Source organism: Candidatus Nitrosopumilus sp., from assembly GCF_965223225.1.
In the GTDB taxonomy this organism is placed as follows: Archaea; Thermoproteota; Nitrososphaeria; order Nitrososphaerales; family Nitrosopumilaceae; genus Nitrosopumilus.
Window position 1 is genome coordinate 972,465 of record NZ_CBDCVU010000004.1, and the last position, 16,947, is coordinate 989,411.

The window sequence follows — 16,947 nt, forward strand, 5'->3', positions numbered from 1 at the left end:
ATCAACATGTGGGAGGAGTAAACTATCAAAATTATTCCATCATATTTAGAAATAAGAACGATTTACTATTTTATTTTATTTCACAGTAACACATTTTGCAAGATTACGAGGATAATCAGGATCGTTTCCTCTTTCAAGTGATAAATAATATGCAATTAGTTGGAATGGAATTGTTTCAATCAAAGGATAGAATATTGATGGTACTGTGGGCAGTGGAATCCAATAATCATAGATTTGATCAGGTTCATTGGAAACACCGATAATCTTTGCACCTCTGGATTTAATCTCACTTGCATTTGAAATATTATCAGCATAAGTAGTTGGATTATCTTTAGGATTAATCACTATCACATATGTTGATTCATCCATTAATGCTAAAGGACCATGTTTTAATTCTCCAGTAGCAACACCTTCAGCATGAACGTATGAGAGTTCTTTGATTTTTAATGCACTTTCTTTGGCAATCGGATAATGCACACCACGACCCAAAATGTACAGATTGTCAATATTTGCAAGATGCTTTGAAATCTCAAGAACGCTATTTTTATTCTCAAGAATTTCAGAAATGGCATTTACTGCCACAGGAAGTTGAGATGAAATATTTTGGCTAGGATCAAACTTTTCTAATAATCTATACAGTATTGTTAACTGAGAAGTAAAGCTCTTAGTTGCAGCCACTCCGACCTCATATCCACAATTTAGACCAATAAAGGAATCAGAGGCTTTGACAAGTGAAGAAGTAGTGGTATTCACAATTGATAGAACCTTAGATTTTTTCTCTTTGGCAAATTCAACAGCGTTTAGAACATCAGCGCTCTCACCACTTTGAGATATCGCAATGAGGGTGGATTTTTCATCAAAGCAGTCATCAAAGAATTTCATCTCACTGGACATTATAGGTTCAACACTCATTCTAGCAATTTTTGGGAAGAGGTACTTTGCCACCAAAGCTGAATGATAACTAGTCCCACTGCCAGTAATATACACACGATGTGATTCTTTAAGAATATCGTAAAAGGTGTCAAATTCATCCAAAGATTTAGTTCCAGAATTTAAAATAGATGTGGTTTGCTCATGAATTTCTTTTAACGTAAAATGATCAAAGTTTCCTTTTTCAACATTTTCAAAAGTTTTGGAAAGCTTTGTAGGAATCAGATTGACAGGGTTTCCATCAAAGTCATAGATTTGATATTCATCATTACTTACAATTACAAACTGTTTATCATCAAGATAAATTACCTCGTCAACATGTTTTGCAAATCCAAGAACATCACTGGACAAAAAGTATCCATCTTCGCCCATTCCAAGTATCAAGGGCTCGTGATTTTTCACGCCTATTAGTGACTTGTCTTTTAACATTGCAATAAAAGAATATTGTCCAGTCAGTTTTGAAACGGTTTTAATTACAGCATTCTTAATGTCTTTTTCTTTTAGAATAGATAAAGAAAGTAAATTTGGAATGACTTCGGTGTCTGTTTCAGATTTGAAAACTACACCATTGTTTTTCAATTGTTCTTTTAGAGATAGATGATTTTCTATAATTCCATTATGGACAACAGCAATTTCACCTCTAGCACAAACATGTGGGTGTGCATTTGATTCATTTACACCTCCATGTGTTGCCCATCTGGTATGGCCAATACCAACTCTTCCTTTCAAACCATCAAGTGAAAGTTGGTGATTAACATCAGATACTTTGCCAACTCCTTTCTTAAGAGATATCTTAGCATCATTCAAAGTTGCAACTCCAACACTATCATATCCACGGTACTCCATTTTGCCCATCGATTCTACCAGAACATCGGCAACATCAGATGAAGATTCGTTATGAATGCAACCTATTATAGAACACACGAAGTATCAACCCAACAACAGTAGAAGTCTTTGTAATTAGAGATACTTTCCGATATTGTCAATTCATCAGAATTCTCTAGATAAGCATAATTTTCAAAGTTAAATATACTGTTTTTAGTCACACGTAGTATGTACTATACTAAACTATAAACTTTATTGCGAAAAACAAAATGTTAAAAACGTATCAAATGGCTAGATTTGTATGCCAAGAGAAGGAGTAAAACAAATCAACATCACAATGGCTAAAAAAACTCACGACAAAATTAGAAAAGCCTGGGAATCACAAGAAACAGACAAGAAGCTGTCATCTTGGGTTTTAGACATGTTATTGTTATACACTGAAAAAGAAAAATGGTTAAAAAATTATGCTCCACATTTGGTGTTTGTAGGGATTGATAAAAATGGAATTTTGTTACGAGACAGACATTTGAAGGATTCCATTGTAGAAGTGAAGCTAGTAGACAACAGATTATGGTGTCAAGTTTGCAGAGAGAAAAATTGCATGCATGTCTATTATTCTATAGGATTGCCATACATAGCAAAACTAATTGATCCTGAAAGATAAGCAAAAAAAATAAAATTGTGAAGATATAGAAAAAATTTAATTTCTTATGATCAATAAATTTAGAATTCTAGAAAGTGAAAATGGAATCAATAAACGAAAATAAAAAAAATTACGAAACAAGATTACCAATAATTTCATTTGTTTTTGCGTTTATAGGAGTTACATTATGTATGTGGGGTGCAAGTTGGGACATCACATCTCATTTACTTCGCACACCAGAAACTTTTTTCACACCATCACATGGAATTTTATATCTTGGTGTTGGGATTAATGTAATTAGCGCAGTTTTTGCTGCAGTATCATTAATAAAAAAACACCAGATACAAAAAGAAATCAAATTTTCTCTAAAAATAATTATCGTAGGATCGATTATACAAACAGTAGCAGGTCCTGGAGATTTTTATTGGCACGAAATGTTTGGAATTGACGGACTGATGAGTCCAACACACATCACACTTGCATTAGGAATCATGATCGTATCAATTAGTTCAGCGATCGGATTTTCAAGAATTAAAGTAGAGAAATCAAAGAAAAAATACTTTCTTAAAATGATCACAGTAGGATCACTAGGTGTTTTTTGGTTCAGCATGATGTGGATTATCTTTTTCTTTGTGTTACCAATTTCAGAAGGTGAAACTCACAACTTTAATCCAGATCCGTATGTTGCAATTATTTTGAGTTTTTTATCCTTGCCATTTGTATTTTCACTGGTTTTTTGGGCAGGATCACGCATAACCAAAGGATTTGGGGCTGCAAGCAGTACGGCAATTGTGTTTGTGATTATGAACATTACTTCAAACATAACGACGACGAACAATTTGTTGATGTATTTACCATGGTTTGTAATTCCGGGCATAGGTGTAATAGCAGCAGATTACATGTTAACAAAAAATTTCAAAAATAGTCTTGTTCAAAAACATAAAGAAAAGATAGCAGGCAGCATCCTAGGCTCTATGTTTTTCATGTTTTGTTTTCCAATGTTAGCGATGACATTTTTAGAAGTCTATGTGTTCAATGATGTTTTTTCTTATGACATACTCCATATTGCTTCAGATTCAATATTGCAAATCTGGATGATCACTGCAATTCCAGGAGCAATAGCAGGAATGATTGGAATGATATTTGCTTCAAAAAAGATTCCGAGAATTCAAAATTAGAATAAGCAGCATGTCTTTGAAAAAGACAAGCAGGAAATAATTTAGAATAATATATCAAGATAGACGGTGATAAAGACTTCAAACAACAGAAAAGTTTGAAGAAATATCAAATATTAAAAATTTAAAAATTGAAGAGTTTTAGTTTGTCAAGAAAATTTTTGTATTATTTGCAAAGTTTTGATTACAGAATTTTGAAAAGATTTCAAATTCCTTAATGCCATTAGCTGTGAACCAATTAAAATACTCAAACATAGTATTGCCGACATTTGATGAGTCCTTTGCAGAAGAAAATACGTTTTTTTATTATTTTCGTTAATTGGTTTGCTCATATCAAAACACAGCACATTATAGAATATAGGTTCTATGCTAACAAAGTTAACAATGTTAACAAATAATAAATATCATTAATTCGTTAATAAGATTATGACTAATTTGATTGGAGTAAGACTAAACAAAGAAGATCATGAAGAATATTTGAAAATAATTAAGGAAAATGGCACAAATCCATCTGCCATGACAGCAAAAATCGTGCATGATTGGTTGCATTTTCACAGAACAAAACAATACAGAGGAGACGTCACATTGTCAGGAGAAATTCTAAAAAAAAGACACGAGGCAATCAAAAAAACAGAGATTGACAAGATTGTAAAACACAATGCCAAAGTCATCATTTCAGAAATGGAATTTCAAGTGGATAATCTTGATTTTGCTGAAGTCAGTAGGCGTATTTTAGATTGGAACCGAGAAAACGGAATAGCCATGATTATGAGAGACAGAAAGGACCACACAGTGTTTATGCAAAAGCACTCTTTTGGAATCATCTGGTCTGAGATTCAATGCAAGATGTATTGTAAGATGTTTGAAGACATAGGAGAGACCGTTAGATCTATGAAATTTGATTCAGGTTCTTTTAGTTTTGAAATTTTCAGGCAAAACTAAGAAATTCAATCCACATACAAGTGATTCTTCAAGATGGTTTTGATTGCAGATTAACAACTTTGTAAGGATAAATCAGTCTACTGTTCAAGGTTTACCAATATTTGCTCGGCATGGACAAGTTCCCCTTCCATGTCAAAGCCTAACAAATACAATACTGCATTTGAGTTGTTTGGTAATGAAGTCACCCCTTCAAGAGAAAGACTTGAGGTAGAAGTGGTTTCAGAAAAATTAGGAATGCAGCTGACGCAACCTAATTCAAAGGTTGTGATATCATCAGAGTCCCATGTTGCTTCAATAGTAGCAGAAGTACCATTATAATCAACAACAGTTATGACAACATCATTAACAGACTCTGCAAATGCAGGACTTACCCCCATAATAGAAAGTAAGACAGGAATTAAAAATAATGATTTATTCATATGATCAATCCAAATCTCGGATTATCTATTAAGCATTACTATGAAAAGAGCAAATATTACAGAACTGTTATTTTGATTTTAAAATTATTTTTCCAAATCAAAATGCATAGCATCCGCTATCTAATAATCTAAAATGAGAAAATAATCATCGTACAAGTCGTGTATTTTTTTAATATGTGAATTTTTTATTCCACTTTCAGATGAATATGTGAAAATGATTCATCGCGCATAGTCTCTATGTAAGTGGCTGAACCGATGTGTTGGTCTATTAGTAAAGGCTGGCTCACCACTCGCCGAAGCTTGTGATCTACACCACCTTCCTATCAACGCAGTCTTCTGCTGCCGACCTTCATCTTACGAAAGAATAACTTGTCTCGGGATAGGATTCGTGCTTAGATGCTTTCAGCACTTAGCCTAAACGGCTTAGCTGCCCGGCCTGCCTTGTCAGACAACCGGTAAACCAGTGGCCACGCTGCTCTGTTCCTCTCGTACTCGGAGCAACTTCCCCTCAGTTATTCACGCTTCCATCAGGCAGAGACCGACCTGTCTCACGACGGTCTAAACCCAGCTCATGTTCCCTTTTAATAGGCGAGCAGCCTCACCCTTGGCCCCTGCTGCAGGACCAGGATAGGAAAAGCCGACATCGAGGTACCAAACCGCGGGGTCGATAGGAGCTCTCGCCCGCGACGAGCCTGTTATCCCTGGGGTAATTTTTCTGTCACCTCCGGGCCCCAATAGTGGGCACACGAAGGATCGCTAAGCCAGACTTTCGTCTATGAATTCCGTGCGTTTGGAAATCCATTCAGTCGAGTTTTTGGCTTTGCCCTCTTCAACGGATTTCTGCCCCGTTTGAACTCAACTTTGGGCCCCTTTGATATCTTTTCAAAGGGGTGCCGCCCCAGCCGAACTGCCCACCTGCACGTGTCTCCGGTCTTCACTGGATAAGTGGTACTGCAAAAAGAGTCTGGTGTTACATCGTTGCTTCCTAACATCCCGGAGAATGTTAAGCATGGCTCCCAGATACCCTGTGCAATTCTTACTATACCACAAGCACAAGCTGCAGTAAAACTCCACGGGGTCTTCTCTCCCCGATGGAAGGCGATGGACTGTTCGTCCACCTTATGTGGCTTCACCGGGTTGTAGGCGGGGACAGTGGGGCTCTCGTTGTTCCATTCATGCGCGTCGGAACTTACCCGACAAGGCATTTGGCTACCTTAAGAGAGTCAGAGTTACTCCCGGCGTTAACCGGCCCTTAGCTCGGTTGAACCCAAGTTTTAGGTACCGGCACCGGCCAGGATTCAGCGACTATACAAATCCTTTCGGACTAGCAGTCGCCTGTGTTTTTATTAAACAGTCGAAACCCCCTTGTCATTGCAACCTGCGGTCCCCATTCCTCATGAAGATCGCAGGCATCCCTTATACCTAAGCTACAGGACTAATTTGCCGAATTCCCTCGCCATACGGTATACCCGTAGCACCTTAGCTTACTAAGCCAGCGCACCTGTGTCGGTTCTGGGTACGAACTTACACTTTGCTAACTACACAGTCTTTCACGGTCTCCTGGAATCGAGAAAACTCCGCTAACGCGAAGCCATTCCTGCCTCGAATTGGTTCTCGTCATTACGACACTCCTCAATTCTCGAACAGTTAGATACAACGACGATTGTACAATCCCTATCCGGAAGTGAACCATATAGCTCAAACGCTCCATGCAAGGTACTAGAATATTAACTAGTTTCCCTTTCGATTTACTCTGTTGAGGTAAACCTTAGGATCGACTACCTCCAGGCTGATAACGCATTGCCTGGAAACCCTTGCGCTTTCGGTGGTATGGATTCTCACCATACTATGCTGTTACTGCCGCCAGGATCTGCAATAGAAACCGGTCCACAGGACGTTACCGCCCTGCTTCGACCCAATCACTACGCCAACCTACCACGAATCATCTACTGATGATTATCTAAAGTATCGGTACTTTGCTTTAGCCCCGTCCGTTTTTGAGGCATCCCCCCTCGGCAGGTAAGTTGTTACACACTTTTTAAAGGATAGCTGCTTCTGAGCTTACCTCCCTGCTGTCTTGGCGAGAACACGCTCTTTAGCTTGACACTTAGCAAAAATTTGGGGACCTTAACTTCAGTCTGGGTTAAACCCCTTTCGGTCGTGAGCCTTACGCCACACGAACCCGTGTCCTTGCTTCTATGATGTATATCCGTTCGGAGTTTGAATGACCGGTGAGGGATCTCTCCCCCGCGCCGTTCTATCAGTGCTCTACCGGAAACACTATCTCCACAAAGCACGCCCTGCGAGACGCTTCGGTTGGAACTAGCGAGCGCCAGTCTAGATTGGTTTTTGACCCCTATTCCCAAGTCACAACAACGATTTGCACGTCAGAACGTCTTAAGACCTCCAGCGGGCTTTCGCCCGCCTTCATCTAGCTCAGGAATAGATCGACTGGCTTCTAGCCTAGCCGCCATGACTCTACGCACTTTCACACGCTTCTCCTCACAATGCTGCGAGAACTCGGTTTCCCTTCGCCTCCACCTTTACAGGTTTAAGCTTGCCATGACAGTTAGCTCCCTGGCCCGTGTTTCGAGACGGAACGCATGACACTGATGACTTGAACTCCAAATCTTCAACTCTATTGCTAGAATCTCCAATCTGAAAAAATCACCTTCCATGCCATGCACGTCTGTAACCAATAGGTTTCATGCACTTTTCGCCCCCCTTCCGGGGTACTTTTCAGCTTTCCCTCACGGTACTAGTCCACTATCGGTCTTGAGAGATATTTAGCCTCGGATGCTACTTTCACCCATATTCATTGCCCACTACCAAGGACAATTACTCGGGTATGAATAGGACTCTTCCCACTTCGCTTAAGGGGGTATCACCCTCTATGCCAGAACTTTTCAGATCATTTCAGCTGTGTTCCAAGATTCCATCTTATCATACCAAAACACCACATCTCCCGAAGGATTCAGTTTGGGCTATTTCCTTTTCGATCGCCTCTACTTGGGAAATCTCAATTGATTTCTTTTCCACGTGGTACTAAGATGCTTCAATTCCCACGGTTCGACTTCCAATACTAATGTACTGGAATACACAAAAGTGTAAGATTCTCATTCGGACATCTCGGGATCATAGGATGCGTGCGCCTACCCCGAGCTTATCGCAGCTTGCCACGTCCTTCATCTCTCCTCAAGCCTAGCAATCCACCTATTGGCGTCTTTACACCGGCAAATTCAGCCACATATTACACGACTATGCACGACGATCATTGCAAGTCTCCTGGCAGAGAACCTGCTACATCCTTCATACATCACTTTCGTGATGCATTGCATCGATGATTCAATGTGAAGATTAGTGCATCCGTACACTTTCCTTGTCTAAGGAGGTGATCCGACCGCAGGTTCCCCTACGGTCACCTTGTTACGACTTTTCCCTTGTCACGAACCTCAAGTTCGATAACGCCAATTAGACGTCACCTCGCTAAAAGCTCACTTCAATGAAACGACGGGCGGTGTGTGCAAGGAGCAGGGACGTATTCACCGCGCGATAATGACACGCAGTTACTAGGGATTCCATATTCGTGAGGGCGAGTTGCAGCCCTCAGTCATAACTGTGGTAATGTTTGAGGATTACCTCCTCCTTTCGGATTTGGGACCCATTGTCATTACCATTGCAGCCCGCGTGTGGCCCCAGAGTTTCGGGGCATACTGACCTGCCGTGGCCCCTTCCTTCCTCCGCATTAACTGCGGCGGTCCCGCTAATTCGCCCCACTACTCCTGAGAGTAATGGTGGCAACTAGAGGCAGGGATCTCGCTCGTTACCTGACTTAACAGGACATCTCACGGCACGAGCTGGCGACGGCCATGCACCACCTCTCAGCTTGTCTGGTAAAGTCTTCAGCTTGACCTTCATTCTGCTGTCTCTCCGGGTAAGATTTCTGGCGTTGACTCCAATTGAACCGCAGGCTTCACCCCTTGTGGTGCTCCCCCGCCAATTCCTTTAAGTTTCATACTTGCGTACGTACTTCCCAGGCGGCAAACTTAACGGCTTCCCTGCAGCACTGCATTGGCCACAAGCCAATGCATCACTGAGTTTGCATAGTTTACAGCTGGGACTACCCGGGTATCTAATCCGGTTTGCTCCCCCAGCTTTCATCCCTCACCGTCGGACGTGTTCTGGTAGACCGCCTTCGCCACAGGTGGTCATCAATAGATCAAAGGATTTTACCCCTTCCTACCGAGTACCGTCTACCTCTCCCACTCCCTAGCTCTGCAGTATTCCCGGCAGCCTGTACGTTAAGCGTACAGATTTAACCGAAAACTAACAAAGCCGGCTACGGATGCTTTAGGCCCAATAATCATCCTGACCACTTGAGGTGCTGGTTTTACCGCGGCGGCTGACACCAGAACTTGCCCACCCCTTATTCATCGGTGTTTCTAGGACCGACAAAAGGTTCCTTTAGCAGAAACCACTCGGATTAACCTTGTCGTGCTTTCGCACATTGCAAAGTTTTCTCGCCTGCTGCGCCCCATAGGGCCTGGGTCCGTGTCTCAGTACCCATCTCCGGGCCACTCCTCTCAGAGCCCGTACCTGTAATAGTCTTGGTGGGCCATTACCTCACCAACAAACTGATAGGCCGCAGTCCCATCCTACGGCGATAAATCATTTGGAACATAAACCATTCCAGGCATAATGTTCTATCGGGCATTATACTCAGTTTCCCGAGGTTATTCCCGTCCATAGGTTAGGTTGACTACGCGTTACTGAGCCGTCTGCCTTGTATTACTACAATGACTCGCATGGCTTAGTATCAATCCGATAGCAGTCAGGTCCGGCAGGATCAACCGGATTCTGATTTACTTTTTGATTATTGAAGTACATTTTGTACTAATTTGGAATTGACGGATGCACATAATCTTCACATTTCAGATTTGATCACTTGATCAGATCCTCATTTTGTATGCGTAACTGGAGGCCCATGAATCACAAAATGGTTCAACACCATACTTCATCACAAGCGCCGCCTATTGCGTTACGTATGCAGAAGGTGGAGAATGAAGAATCCATATAAACCATGCGTGAAATTTTAGCTGATCGGCCTAAAAATTGTAAAAATTGGGTTTTTTGAGTCAGGATAATAAGACATGAAAAAGGAAATCCAACACAAATCAGGTATCAATACTTAAAATTGCAGATCTGATATGTGAAAGATGGTTTTGACAAATTACCTATTAGATTATAAGAAAAAAACAAAAAAATCTGCAAAAATGTTTAAGGTGTCTAGAAAGCTTCATGTAAATGGAGTAAGTCACAACATAAGATTTTTTGAACCATATCCATTTGTGGTAAAGTCATCAAAAGGCAAATCACTAGTTGACGTTGATAACAACAAATACACAGATTATTGGATAGGGCATTGGAGCTTGATTTTAGGTCACGGTCCAAAAGTAGTAAAAGAGTCACTTCAAAAGCAAATTAACAAAAGTTGGATGTATGGGACCGTAAACAAACAAACAATAGAATTATCAGAATTAATTTCAAAAGCTGTTCCAGCAGCTGAGAAAATTCGGTATGTGACATCAGGTACAGAGGCAACAATGTACGCAGTACGATTAGCAAGGTCTGTGACTGGGAGAAACATTATTGCAAAAATTGATGGAGGATGGCATGGATACACAAGTGATCTTTTAAAAAGTGTTAATTGGCCATTTACAGAATCAGAAAGTAGTGGAATAATTAATGAAGAAAAAATAATTTCAATTCCTTACAACAATTTAGAAGAATCATTAAAAATTTTGAAGATGCATGCAAAAGATTTGGCAGGAGTCATAGTTGAGCCTGTCTTAGGAGGAGGTGGATGTATTCCTGCAACAAACGAATACCTCAAAGGAATTCAAGAATTTACGCAAAAAAATAATTCGTTGTTCATTTTAGATGAGATTGTAACTGGATTTAGATTCCGATATGGATGTATCTACCCAACGATGAAGTTAGATCCAGATATTGTCACACTTGGAAAAATTGTCGGAGGAGGAATGGCAATTGGGACAATATGTGGCAAAAAAGAAATCATGGAACATGCAGACACAACAGATAAGAAAAAATCAGAGAGATCGTATGTAGGCGGAGGAACATTTTCAGCAAATCCAGCTTCAATGACAGCTGGTTTTGCCACATTAAATTATTTGAAATCAAAAAAATCAACATATTCAAAGATAAATTCGTTGGGAGAGTTTGCAAGAAAAGAACTCACAAAAATTTTTGATGGCAAAGTTACAGTTACTGGAAGAGGATCCATGTTTATGACTCACTTTTTAAAAGACGGCATAACCGAAGTCAAGAATGCATCAGATGCAGCATTATGTGATTCAAATATGTTACAAAAATATCACTTTAAGTTGATTGCAAAAGATGGAATATTTTTCTTGCCTGGGAAATTAGGAGCACTGTCAGAAGCTCATAAAAAAGAAGACATCAAGAAAATGATTTCAGCATCTGAGAATTTTATTGGTTGATGCTTTCAGGAAATTCTCTTTGACGCCACTTAATTAGAGCATTAAAAATCTCAAGAAAGTCTTTTGATTTTGTTGTTATGTGAACATGGGCAAAAAGACCATCAAATTGACCTTCAAAAATCATCGTAGATTCTTTTTTGAAAAACGGAATAGATATTCCGATTTTTTTTAAAGATTTGAAGGTAATTCCCTCAATGCGGATTTCCTTTCCATCTACGACTACCTGCTTTTCTGTCAATTTTTTGTTAACATATTCATCTAATTGCTTTTTGGTGGAGTCTCCCCATACTGGAGTGTCATGAGGCCACCTATGAATAAACACCTTGTCGGCCATATAGGTAATTTTAAGATCAGACAAGATTCCTAACAAGCTACAAGTTTCAAATCAAATTAAGCTTATCCCTGATTTTCACCAGAGTTGAAGTAAACTGAATCACAAAATGTAATTTTGTTGCTTGAAGAATTCAGAATCAGGGGAGAATAAAAAATTACAAAGCCAAACTTTCATTAGAAGAAGATAATCACAACTAACATGGGACTTTTTGGTTCAAAAGAAAATCCAGAAGATCTTATGTATCACGCAATGTCAATGATGGATAGAAATCAACCAAAACCTGCTGTTGCTTTGTTTAACAAAGTACTAAAGCAAGACAGTAACAACACAGCAGCACTGTTTAACAAAGGCCTGGCATTAAATAAAATGAAAAAATACACAGATGCAGTTACTTGTTTTGATAAATTGTTAGAGATCAATCCAAAGGATGCAAAGGCAATGAATAACAGAGGCATAGCCATGGCAGAAATGGGAGACATTCAAGGAGCAGCAGAATGGTATGATAAAGCTATAGAAGCAGATCCAAAAGACGCATCATCGTTTTTCAACAAAGGAGTGTTACTTGATAGGTTACAAGAAAGTGAAGAGGCCATTGAGTTTTTAGATAAAGCAATGGAAATTGATCCTAGGAAAACAAATGCATTGTTTTACAAAGGAATCATATTAGGAAAAATGAAAAAACATGAAGAGGCCTTGAATTGTTTTGAAAAAACATATAAAAAAAATCCCAAACACATGGATGCCTTATTTCATAAAGGAATAGAGTTGGCAGAACTGGAAAAACATGAAAAAGCAATTGAAATTTTTGATAAAATTTTGATGGACCATAAAGACAATGTAAACATTATTTATGCAAAATCACGAAGTAATGCCGCATTAGGCAATTATTCTGAATCAATAGATTTGCTAAAAAAAGCAATATCGAAAAACCCCAAAATAATTAGGAATTGGGCAAAAGAGGAAAAAATATTTCAAAAATTTCACACAGATGAACAATTCAGAAAAATTGTTAAATTGTAATCAAAATTGCTAGCGATTAGAGGATTTTTTTCCTAACGGCATCAATACGTATTATTCCAACTTTCTTTTTTGGCCCAATCAATCTAGCTTCATAAATTGGAACATAAACCTCAGAAATCTCTCTTAAGATAAACTCTTCACTTAGATCTCTTACATCAGATTCTAATGGTTTTTTTAATTCAGATTGAAGTCTCTCTATACCTGCATCATATGTAATTTCAGGTCTTTTTACATTTGGTTCATTTTCATCTAAGAGTCTCTTAGGATAATTTTCAACAGTTTTAGAATTTATTTTAAAAGGAAATTTAATCTCTCGACCATGATGATCAAATACTAATTCGTCTTCTTCTTCAACAAATACATGTTCTTCAAGTTTTAAATCGATTTTATTTTTGCCTCTCTTTCCAACAAACGCTTTTTCTAACCCAGATTTTGAGCGTACTGGAAAAACACCATCTCCCAACACAACCTCATGTACATTAGAATCAGCAGATATTGTGTGGGTTGCCTTGCGGAAATAATCTGCAACATATTTTCCTGAAACAATCAAAATGCATTCATAATAAAGTTTCAAAGAATGCATATGGACATCCTGTTTTTTTGGTCTAGAAAGTAGAGATTTGAATGGATTTGTTTTCTTTTCTTCAACAATATCTCTTGCTTCTTCAATTTCAATTTTTTTCCTTAAAACAGATGTTTTTACATCATAGGAGTTTTTTACCAAACTAGAAATCGTTAACAAATCAACCTATTAAATTAATTCAGATAAGAAAGAGATAATAGATTTGAAATTATCAAAAAGTCAGGATGGTCTCAAATAAAAAAGAAGGATATATTGAAAGTTTTTTAAAAAAAGCCGACAAGGCACTTCAAGAAGGGGTAAAAAAAGCCGATGAAGCACTTGAAGAAGCAGTAGAGTTTGGAGCAATGACTGCAAAACAAGCTGCAAGGACAAGCAAAGAGATTCGTTTGCAGGCAAAAAAAGAAAGAGATTCGTTGCAAAAAAAAGGAATGGACAAAATAACTAAAGGGATTTCAACTGCAAAGAACATAACCTCAGACCCACATACAGATCTAGAAATACTAGAGCAATTAGGGAAATTAAAGAAAGCAGGAATAATTACAGAAAGAGAGTTCCAAGCCAAAAAGAAGAAAATTTTGGAGAGAATATAGAATGGAAAAATCAAGCATTTTTGGCACTTCAGATAAAAGAAAGATAAACCCAAATTGGTTTACAAACAAAACATGGATGAAGGTATTATCAGAAAAAATAAAATCAAGAGATCAAGACATTTATCATGTTCACTTTGAGAAGGGGTCTAAGACAAAACTTCATTGGCACAACGGAAACCAAGTGTTAATTGCAACAAAAGGAAAAGGAAGTTTAGAAATTTTCAAACGATATGGAACGTCTAATAAGGAATTTACAATAAAAAAGATTCAAACAATTTCACTCAAAGAAGGAGACATTGTACACATACCTGCAAAAACACTACATACACATGGATCAGTTGACAAGAAAAAAGAATTTGCGCATATTGCAATTAACATACTTGCTAGGAAAAATGCACAATACAAAACAGTATGGTACGAATCAGACTTTAAAAACAAAGTTTCAGATATAATTTAATTAAATGTCTCAGATGAGAAGTTCAGAAGTAGAATTTATTGAAGCACAAGAAGGAAGTAAGATAAAGCAGTATTTTCATCCAAAGAACATTTCAAATGGAATCAGATTTAGCATTATTCAATGCATATTAGAATCTGGAAAAAAATCAAAGAAACACAAACTAAGATCATCTGAAGTTTATTACATTTTGGAAGGACATGTAAAGATGAAGATACACGATAAAACTTTCAATTTAGAAAAAGATGATTCAGTGTTTGTTCCCTCCAATTCAGAACAATTCATAGAAAATACAGGCGTAAATGATTTGAAATTTCTCTGTATTGTAGATCCAGCATGGCAAACAAAAGATGAAGTCATATTGGAATAGAAGATCTATTGTAAAAAAGTAAGTGTTTTTAACTAATTACAAATCTCTAGATTTAGTGAATAGATATCAAGCTCTAAGAGTATTGAATGTAAATTCAGACTCCAGTCAAGAGGAGATAAAAGCTGCATATAGAAAGCTGGCACTAGAGGTTCATCCAGATAAGAATAAGAAAAACAAGGAAGATGATGCGGAATTTAAAAAGATTACAGAAGCATACAACTATCTAAAGAAAAATGAAGGAAATGAAAGATTCACAGTAAATCAAGATTACCAAACATCAAAAACAAATCCCAAAAACAACTTTAAGAAAAAACCACAATGGGGTGCACCAGAAGATCAAAAAATACCAGAACAAGATTGGAGCAAATATACAAGAGAGTTTGAAGAAGGAGATCCTAATTTTTGGGAAGAATATGAAAAAAAATTTTGGGAAGAATACAATGCACGTGTCAGACCAGATGGAAAAAATGGAGAATTTGATAAGGCTAAAGAACCAAAAAACCAGCCAAATATCTTTGTAGATGTAGACAAAAGTTTGTGTATAGGTTGCTGTAGTTGTGAGATTCTTGCACCAGATGTTTTCAAAATAAACAAAGAAAGTCATTCAAATCCAAAATCTTCAGTAATTAATCAAAAAGGAGCAGGAGTGAATAAGATCATGACCGCAGCTGAAACATGCCCTACAAAGGCAATCATTGTAGAAAATACAGATACAAAAGAAAGATTGTATCCATATTGATATTAGAATTTTAATTGATTGTAAATTTCATCGATTTCAGACTCAGACAATTGTAATGAAGATTTGAACATACTGTGTATTGGCCCAGCTGAATCATTTTTAGATCTTGGAACAAGATGCACATGTACATGAGGAATTTCTTGACCTGCATTCTCCCCATTATGGATGGCCAATAATGTAGAACCAGTAACAACATCAACTTTAGACATTACGTCATGAACAAGAGAAAACAAATCTGAATTTTCTTCAACAGTCAGGTCTTGAAGTTTTTTGTGGTGTTGTTTTGGTATTACCAATACATGTCCTTTGGTAAGAGGGAACGCATCTAAAAAGGACATTGATTGAGATGTTTCTTTAATTTTTTTTGTTGGTATTTGTCCTGAAACAATTTTACAGAATATACAATCCATAAAATCTGAAAATTTTTTAAAATATTAAAGGATAATCATTTTTTTCATTTTAAGGAGTAACAATAGTGGCCCATGCAAGATCTTTACCAAATTTTATAGTTACAGAATCACCAGAGCTAAGATCACAGTTTTCAATTTGTTTTGGAACATTGTCTGAAGTATCAACATAACAAATTCCATCAAGATTACTAAGAATAACTACTTCTTCATAGACGTCTTCACGGATAAGATTCCAGAATGGGAACACAACTGTAGACAACACAATTCCTGCAATAACAATCGCACCACAAAAAATCAGGCCTGATTTTTGGCTAGAAGATATTTCCATGTTACCAAGTACCGCCTTCACCGCCATTTGGATCCAATTTCTTGGCAGGAACATTACCATGTGCTTTTTTCATGTGTTTCTTAAGACGCTCAGGGTCATGTAATTCAGTACCACATGTATCACATTTTGTTTTGTTTTCAGAGTCTTTGTTACGCTTAAACAAACCCATAATTGAGTAATTAATTGAAATGTATTAAAAATGATACGTATCAAGTTAAAAAGATAAATCAAATTACATTAGAAGAGGAGTGTGTTGTTTTGCCATTAGTATACGTTAGGGTGCATCTACCCCTCAGAAAGACGCTATAATTATTACATGCCAATAATACAAAAGGTTTTCCCATAATCAGTATCAAATTCGAGATTTTTTCAGATTTTTTCGAAATTGATTTCCTTTAGGTTTAGTTCTCAACATATATCCACAACAAGGGCACCACAAACCTTCCCATTTGATATAGATGTCACAGGTGGTACAACGTTTTGCTCCTTTTTTATACCAAGAACTACTTTGTTCACCCTTTGTGACTTTGTATCGCAAACATATTCCATTACATCCCATTGCGTTCTAAAAGTGGAAAAAATACAATTCTAATTTAATATTTGACATTGTTCTCAAGGTATGAAATTAGGAAGTTTTTATAAAACGTCAAAATTCAAAATAAAA

Annotated in this window: 16 protein-coding genes and 2 rRNA genes; 9 read left to right on the plus strand and 9 right to left on the minus strand. The window is 37.6% G+C overall.

Annotated elements, in window-relative coordinates; all coding sequences use genetic code 11:
* Positions 1–75: 75 nt before the first annotated feature.
* Positions 76–1,854 carry a glutamine--fructose-6-phosphate transaminase (isomerizing) gene (glmS, locus tag ACOQN3_RS06400; RefSeq protein ID WP_420545655.1) on the minus strand — a complete coding sequence of 593 codons (1,779 nt, stop codon included), beginning with the start codon at positions 1,852–1,854 and terminating at the stop codon, positions 76–78.
* Positions 1,855–2,056: 202 nt separating this feature from the next.
* Here glmS and ACOQN3_RS06405 point away from each other — a divergent pair, with 202 nt between their 5' ends.
* From ACOQN3_RS06405 to ACOQN3_RS06415, 3 genes are all read left to right on the plus strand, one after another.
* Complete coding sequence (locus ACOQN3_RS06405) at positions 2,057–2,419, plus strand: hypothetical protein (protein ID WP_420545656.1); 363 nt, start codon at positions 2,057–2,059, stop codon at positions 2,417–2,419.
* A gap of 80 nt (positions 2,420–2,499) precedes the next feature.
* A complete protein-coding gene (locus ACOQN3_RS06410) occupies positions 2,500–3,576 on the plus strand; it encodes a hypothetical protein (protein ID WP_420545657.1) in 1,077 nt (358 codons plus the stop codon).
* 423 nt (positions 3,577–3,999) lie between these two features.
* Positions 4,000–4,515 (plus strand): hypothetical protein, encoded by a 516-nt coding sequence (locus ACOQN3_RS06415; protein WP_420545658.1) that lies wholly within the window; start codon positions 4,000–4,002, stop codon positions 4,513–4,515.
* 77 nt (positions 4,516–4,592) lie between these two features.
* On the opposite strand, the gene ACOQN3_RS06420 is transcribed toward ACOQN3_RS06415, so the two are convergent.
* From ACOQN3_RS06420 to ACOQN3_RS06430, 3 genes are all read right to left on the minus strand, one after another.
* Positions 4,593–4,934, minus strand: a complete 342-nt coding sequence (locus ACOQN3_RS06420) for a hypothetical protein (RefSeq protein WP_420545659.1) — start codon at positions 4,932–4,934, stop codon at positions 4,593–4,595.
* Positions 4,935–5,182: 248 nt separating this feature from the next.
* Positions 5,183–8,172 (minus strand): 23S ribosomal RNA (locus ACOQN3_RS06425).
* A gap of 148 nt (positions 8,173–8,320) precedes the next feature.
* Positions 8,321–9,791: ribosomal RNA gene (locus tag ACOQN3_RS06430) — 16S ribosomal RNA — on the minus strand.
* Together the 16S and 23S rRNA genes form the textbook arrangement of a ribosomal RNA operon.
* 359 nt (positions 9,792–10,150) lie before the next feature.
* On the opposite strand from ACOQN3_RS06430, the gene ACOQN3_RS06435 reads away from it, so the two are divergent.
* Positions 10,151–11,455 (plus strand): aspartate aminotransferase family protein, encoded by a 1,305-nt coding sequence (locus tag ACOQN3_RS06435; protein WP_420545660.1) that lies wholly within the window; start codon positions 10,151–10,153, stop codon positions 11,453–11,455.
* On the opposite strand, the gene ACOQN3_RS06440 is transcribed toward ACOQN3_RS06435, so the two are convergent.
* Positions 11,445–11,813, minus strand: a complete 369-nt coding sequence (locus ACOQN3_RS06440; RefSeq protein ID WP_420545661.1) for a hypothetical protein — start codon at positions 11,811–11,813, stop codon at positions 11,445–11,447. The two genes, ACOQN3_RS06435 and ACOQN3_RS06440, sit on opposite strands and share 11 nt — an antisense overlap.
* Positions 11,814–11,987: 174 nt before the next feature.
* On the opposite strand from ACOQN3_RS06440, the gene ACOQN3_RS06445 reads away from it, so the two are divergent.
* Positions 11,988–12,809 (plus strand): tetratricopeptide repeat protein, encoded by an 822-nt coding sequence (locus ACOQN3_RS06445; RefSeq protein WP_420545662.1) that lies wholly within the window; start codon positions 11,988–11,990, stop codon positions 12,807–12,809.
* A gap of 16 nt (positions 12,810–12,825) precedes the next feature.
* Here ACOQN3_RS06445 and ACOQN3_RS06450 read toward each other — a convergent pair whose 3' ends face one another.
* Positions 12,826–13,551, minus strand: a complete 726-nt coding sequence (locus tag ACOQN3_RS06450; protein ID WP_420545663.1) for a hypothetical protein — start codon at positions 13,549–13,551, stop codon at positions 12,826–12,828.
* Between the two features lie 65 nt (positions 13,552–13,616).
* On the opposite strand from ACOQN3_RS06450, the gene ACOQN3_RS06455 reads away from it, so the two are divergent.
* The 4 genes from ACOQN3_RS06455 to ACOQN3_RS06470 are packed head-to-tail and all read left to right on the plus strand — an operon-like array spanning position 13,617 to position 15,545.
* A complete protein-coding gene (locus ACOQN3_RS06455) occupies positions 13,617–13,982 on the plus strand; it encodes an SHOCT domain-containing protein (RefSeq protein ID WP_420545664.1) in 366 nt (121 codons plus the stop codon).
* 1 nt (position 13,983) lies between these two features.
* Positions 13,984–14,439, plus strand: a complete 456-nt coding sequence (locus ACOQN3_RS06460; protein ID WP_420545665.1) for a cupin domain-containing protein — start codon at positions 13,984–13,986, stop codon at positions 14,437–14,439.
* 13 nt (positions 14,440–14,452) lie between these two features.
* Positions 14,453–14,806, plus strand: coding sequence for a cupin domain-containing protein (locus tag ACOQN3_RS06465; RefSeq protein ID WP_420545666.1), 354 nt, complete (start codon positions 14,453–14,455; stop codon positions 14,804–14,806).
* Between the two features lie 55 nt (positions 14,807–14,861).
* A complete protein-coding gene (locus ACOQN3_RS06470; protein ID WP_420545667.1) occupies positions 14,862–15,545 on the plus strand; it encodes a DnaJ domain-containing protein in 684 nt (227 codons plus the stop codon).
* 2 nt (positions 15,546–15,547) lie between these two features.
* On the opposite strand, the gene ACOQN3_RS06475 is transcribed toward ACOQN3_RS06470, so the two are convergent.
* Genes ACOQN3_RS06475 through ACOQN3_RS06485 form a run of 3 tightly spaced genes read right to left on the minus strand, consistent with a single transcriptional unit; the run spans position 15,548 to position 16,452 of the window.
* Positions 15,548–15,955, minus strand: a complete 408-nt coding sequence (locus ACOQN3_RS06475) for an HIT family protein (protein WP_420545668.1) — start codon at positions 15,953–15,955, stop codon at positions 15,548–15,550.
* Between the two features lie 49 nt (positions 15,956–16,004).
* Positions 16,005–16,283, minus strand: coding sequence for a hypothetical protein (locus ACOQN3_RS06480; RefSeq protein ID WP_420546605.1), 279 nt, complete (start codon positions 16,281–16,283; stop codon positions 16,005–16,007).
* Between the two features lies 1 nt (position 16,284).
* Positions 16,285–16,452, minus strand: a complete 168-nt coding sequence (locus ACOQN3_RS06485) for a hypothetical protein (RefSeq protein ID WP_420545669.1) — start codon at positions 16,450–16,452, stop codon at positions 16,285–16,287.
* Positions 16,453–16,947: the final 495 nt, after the last annotated feature.

Coding starts and splice junctions, on each gene's coding strand:
- ACOQN3_RS06405 (WP_420545656.1), top strand. CDS start 2,057: ATGCCAAGAGAAGGAGTAAAACAAATCAACATCACAATGGCTAAAAAA.
- ACOQN3_RS06410 (WP_420545657.1), top strand. CDS start 2,500: ATGGAATCAATAAACGAAAATAAAAAAAATTACGAAACAAGATTACCA.
- ACOQN3_RS06415 (WP_420545658.1), top strand. CDS start 4,000: ATGACTAATTTGATTGGAGTAAGACTAAACAAAGAAGATCATGAAGAA.
- ACOQN3_RS06420 (WP_420545659.1), bottom strand. CDS start 4,934: ATGAATAAATCATTATTTTTAATTCCTGTCTTACTTTCTATTATGGGG.
- ACOQN3_RS06435 (WP_420545660.1), top strand. CDS start 10,151: ATGGTTTTGACAAATTACCTATTAGATTATAAGAAAAAAACAAAAAAA.
- ACOQN3_RS06445 (WP_420545662.1), top strand. CDS start 11,988: ATGGGACTTTTTGGTTCAAAAGAAAATCCAGAAGATCTTATGTATCAC.
- ACOQN3_RS06455 (WP_420545664.1), top strand. CDS start 13,617: ATGGTCTCAAATAAAAAAGAAGGATATATTGAAAGTTTTTTAAAAAAA.
- ACOQN3_RS06460 (WP_420545665.1), top strand. CDS start 13,984: ATGGAAAAATCAAGCATTTTTGGCACTTCAGATAAAAGAAAGATAAAC.
- ACOQN3_RS06465 (WP_420545666.1), top strand. CDS start 14,453: ATGAGAAGTTCAGAAGTAGAATTTATTGAAGCACAAGAAGGAAGTAAG.
- ACOQN3_RS06475 (WP_420545668.1), bottom strand. CDS start 15,955: ATGGATTGTATATTCTGTAAAATTGTTTCAGGACAAATACCAACAAAA.
- ACOQN3_RS06480 (WP_420546605.1), bottom strand. CDS start 16,283: ATGGAAATATCTTCTAGCCAAAAATCAGGCCTGATTTTTTGTGGTGCG.
- ACOQN3_RS06485 (WP_420545669.1), bottom strand. CDS start 16,452: ATGGGTTTGTTTAAGCGTAACAAAGACTCTGAAAACAAAACAAAATGT.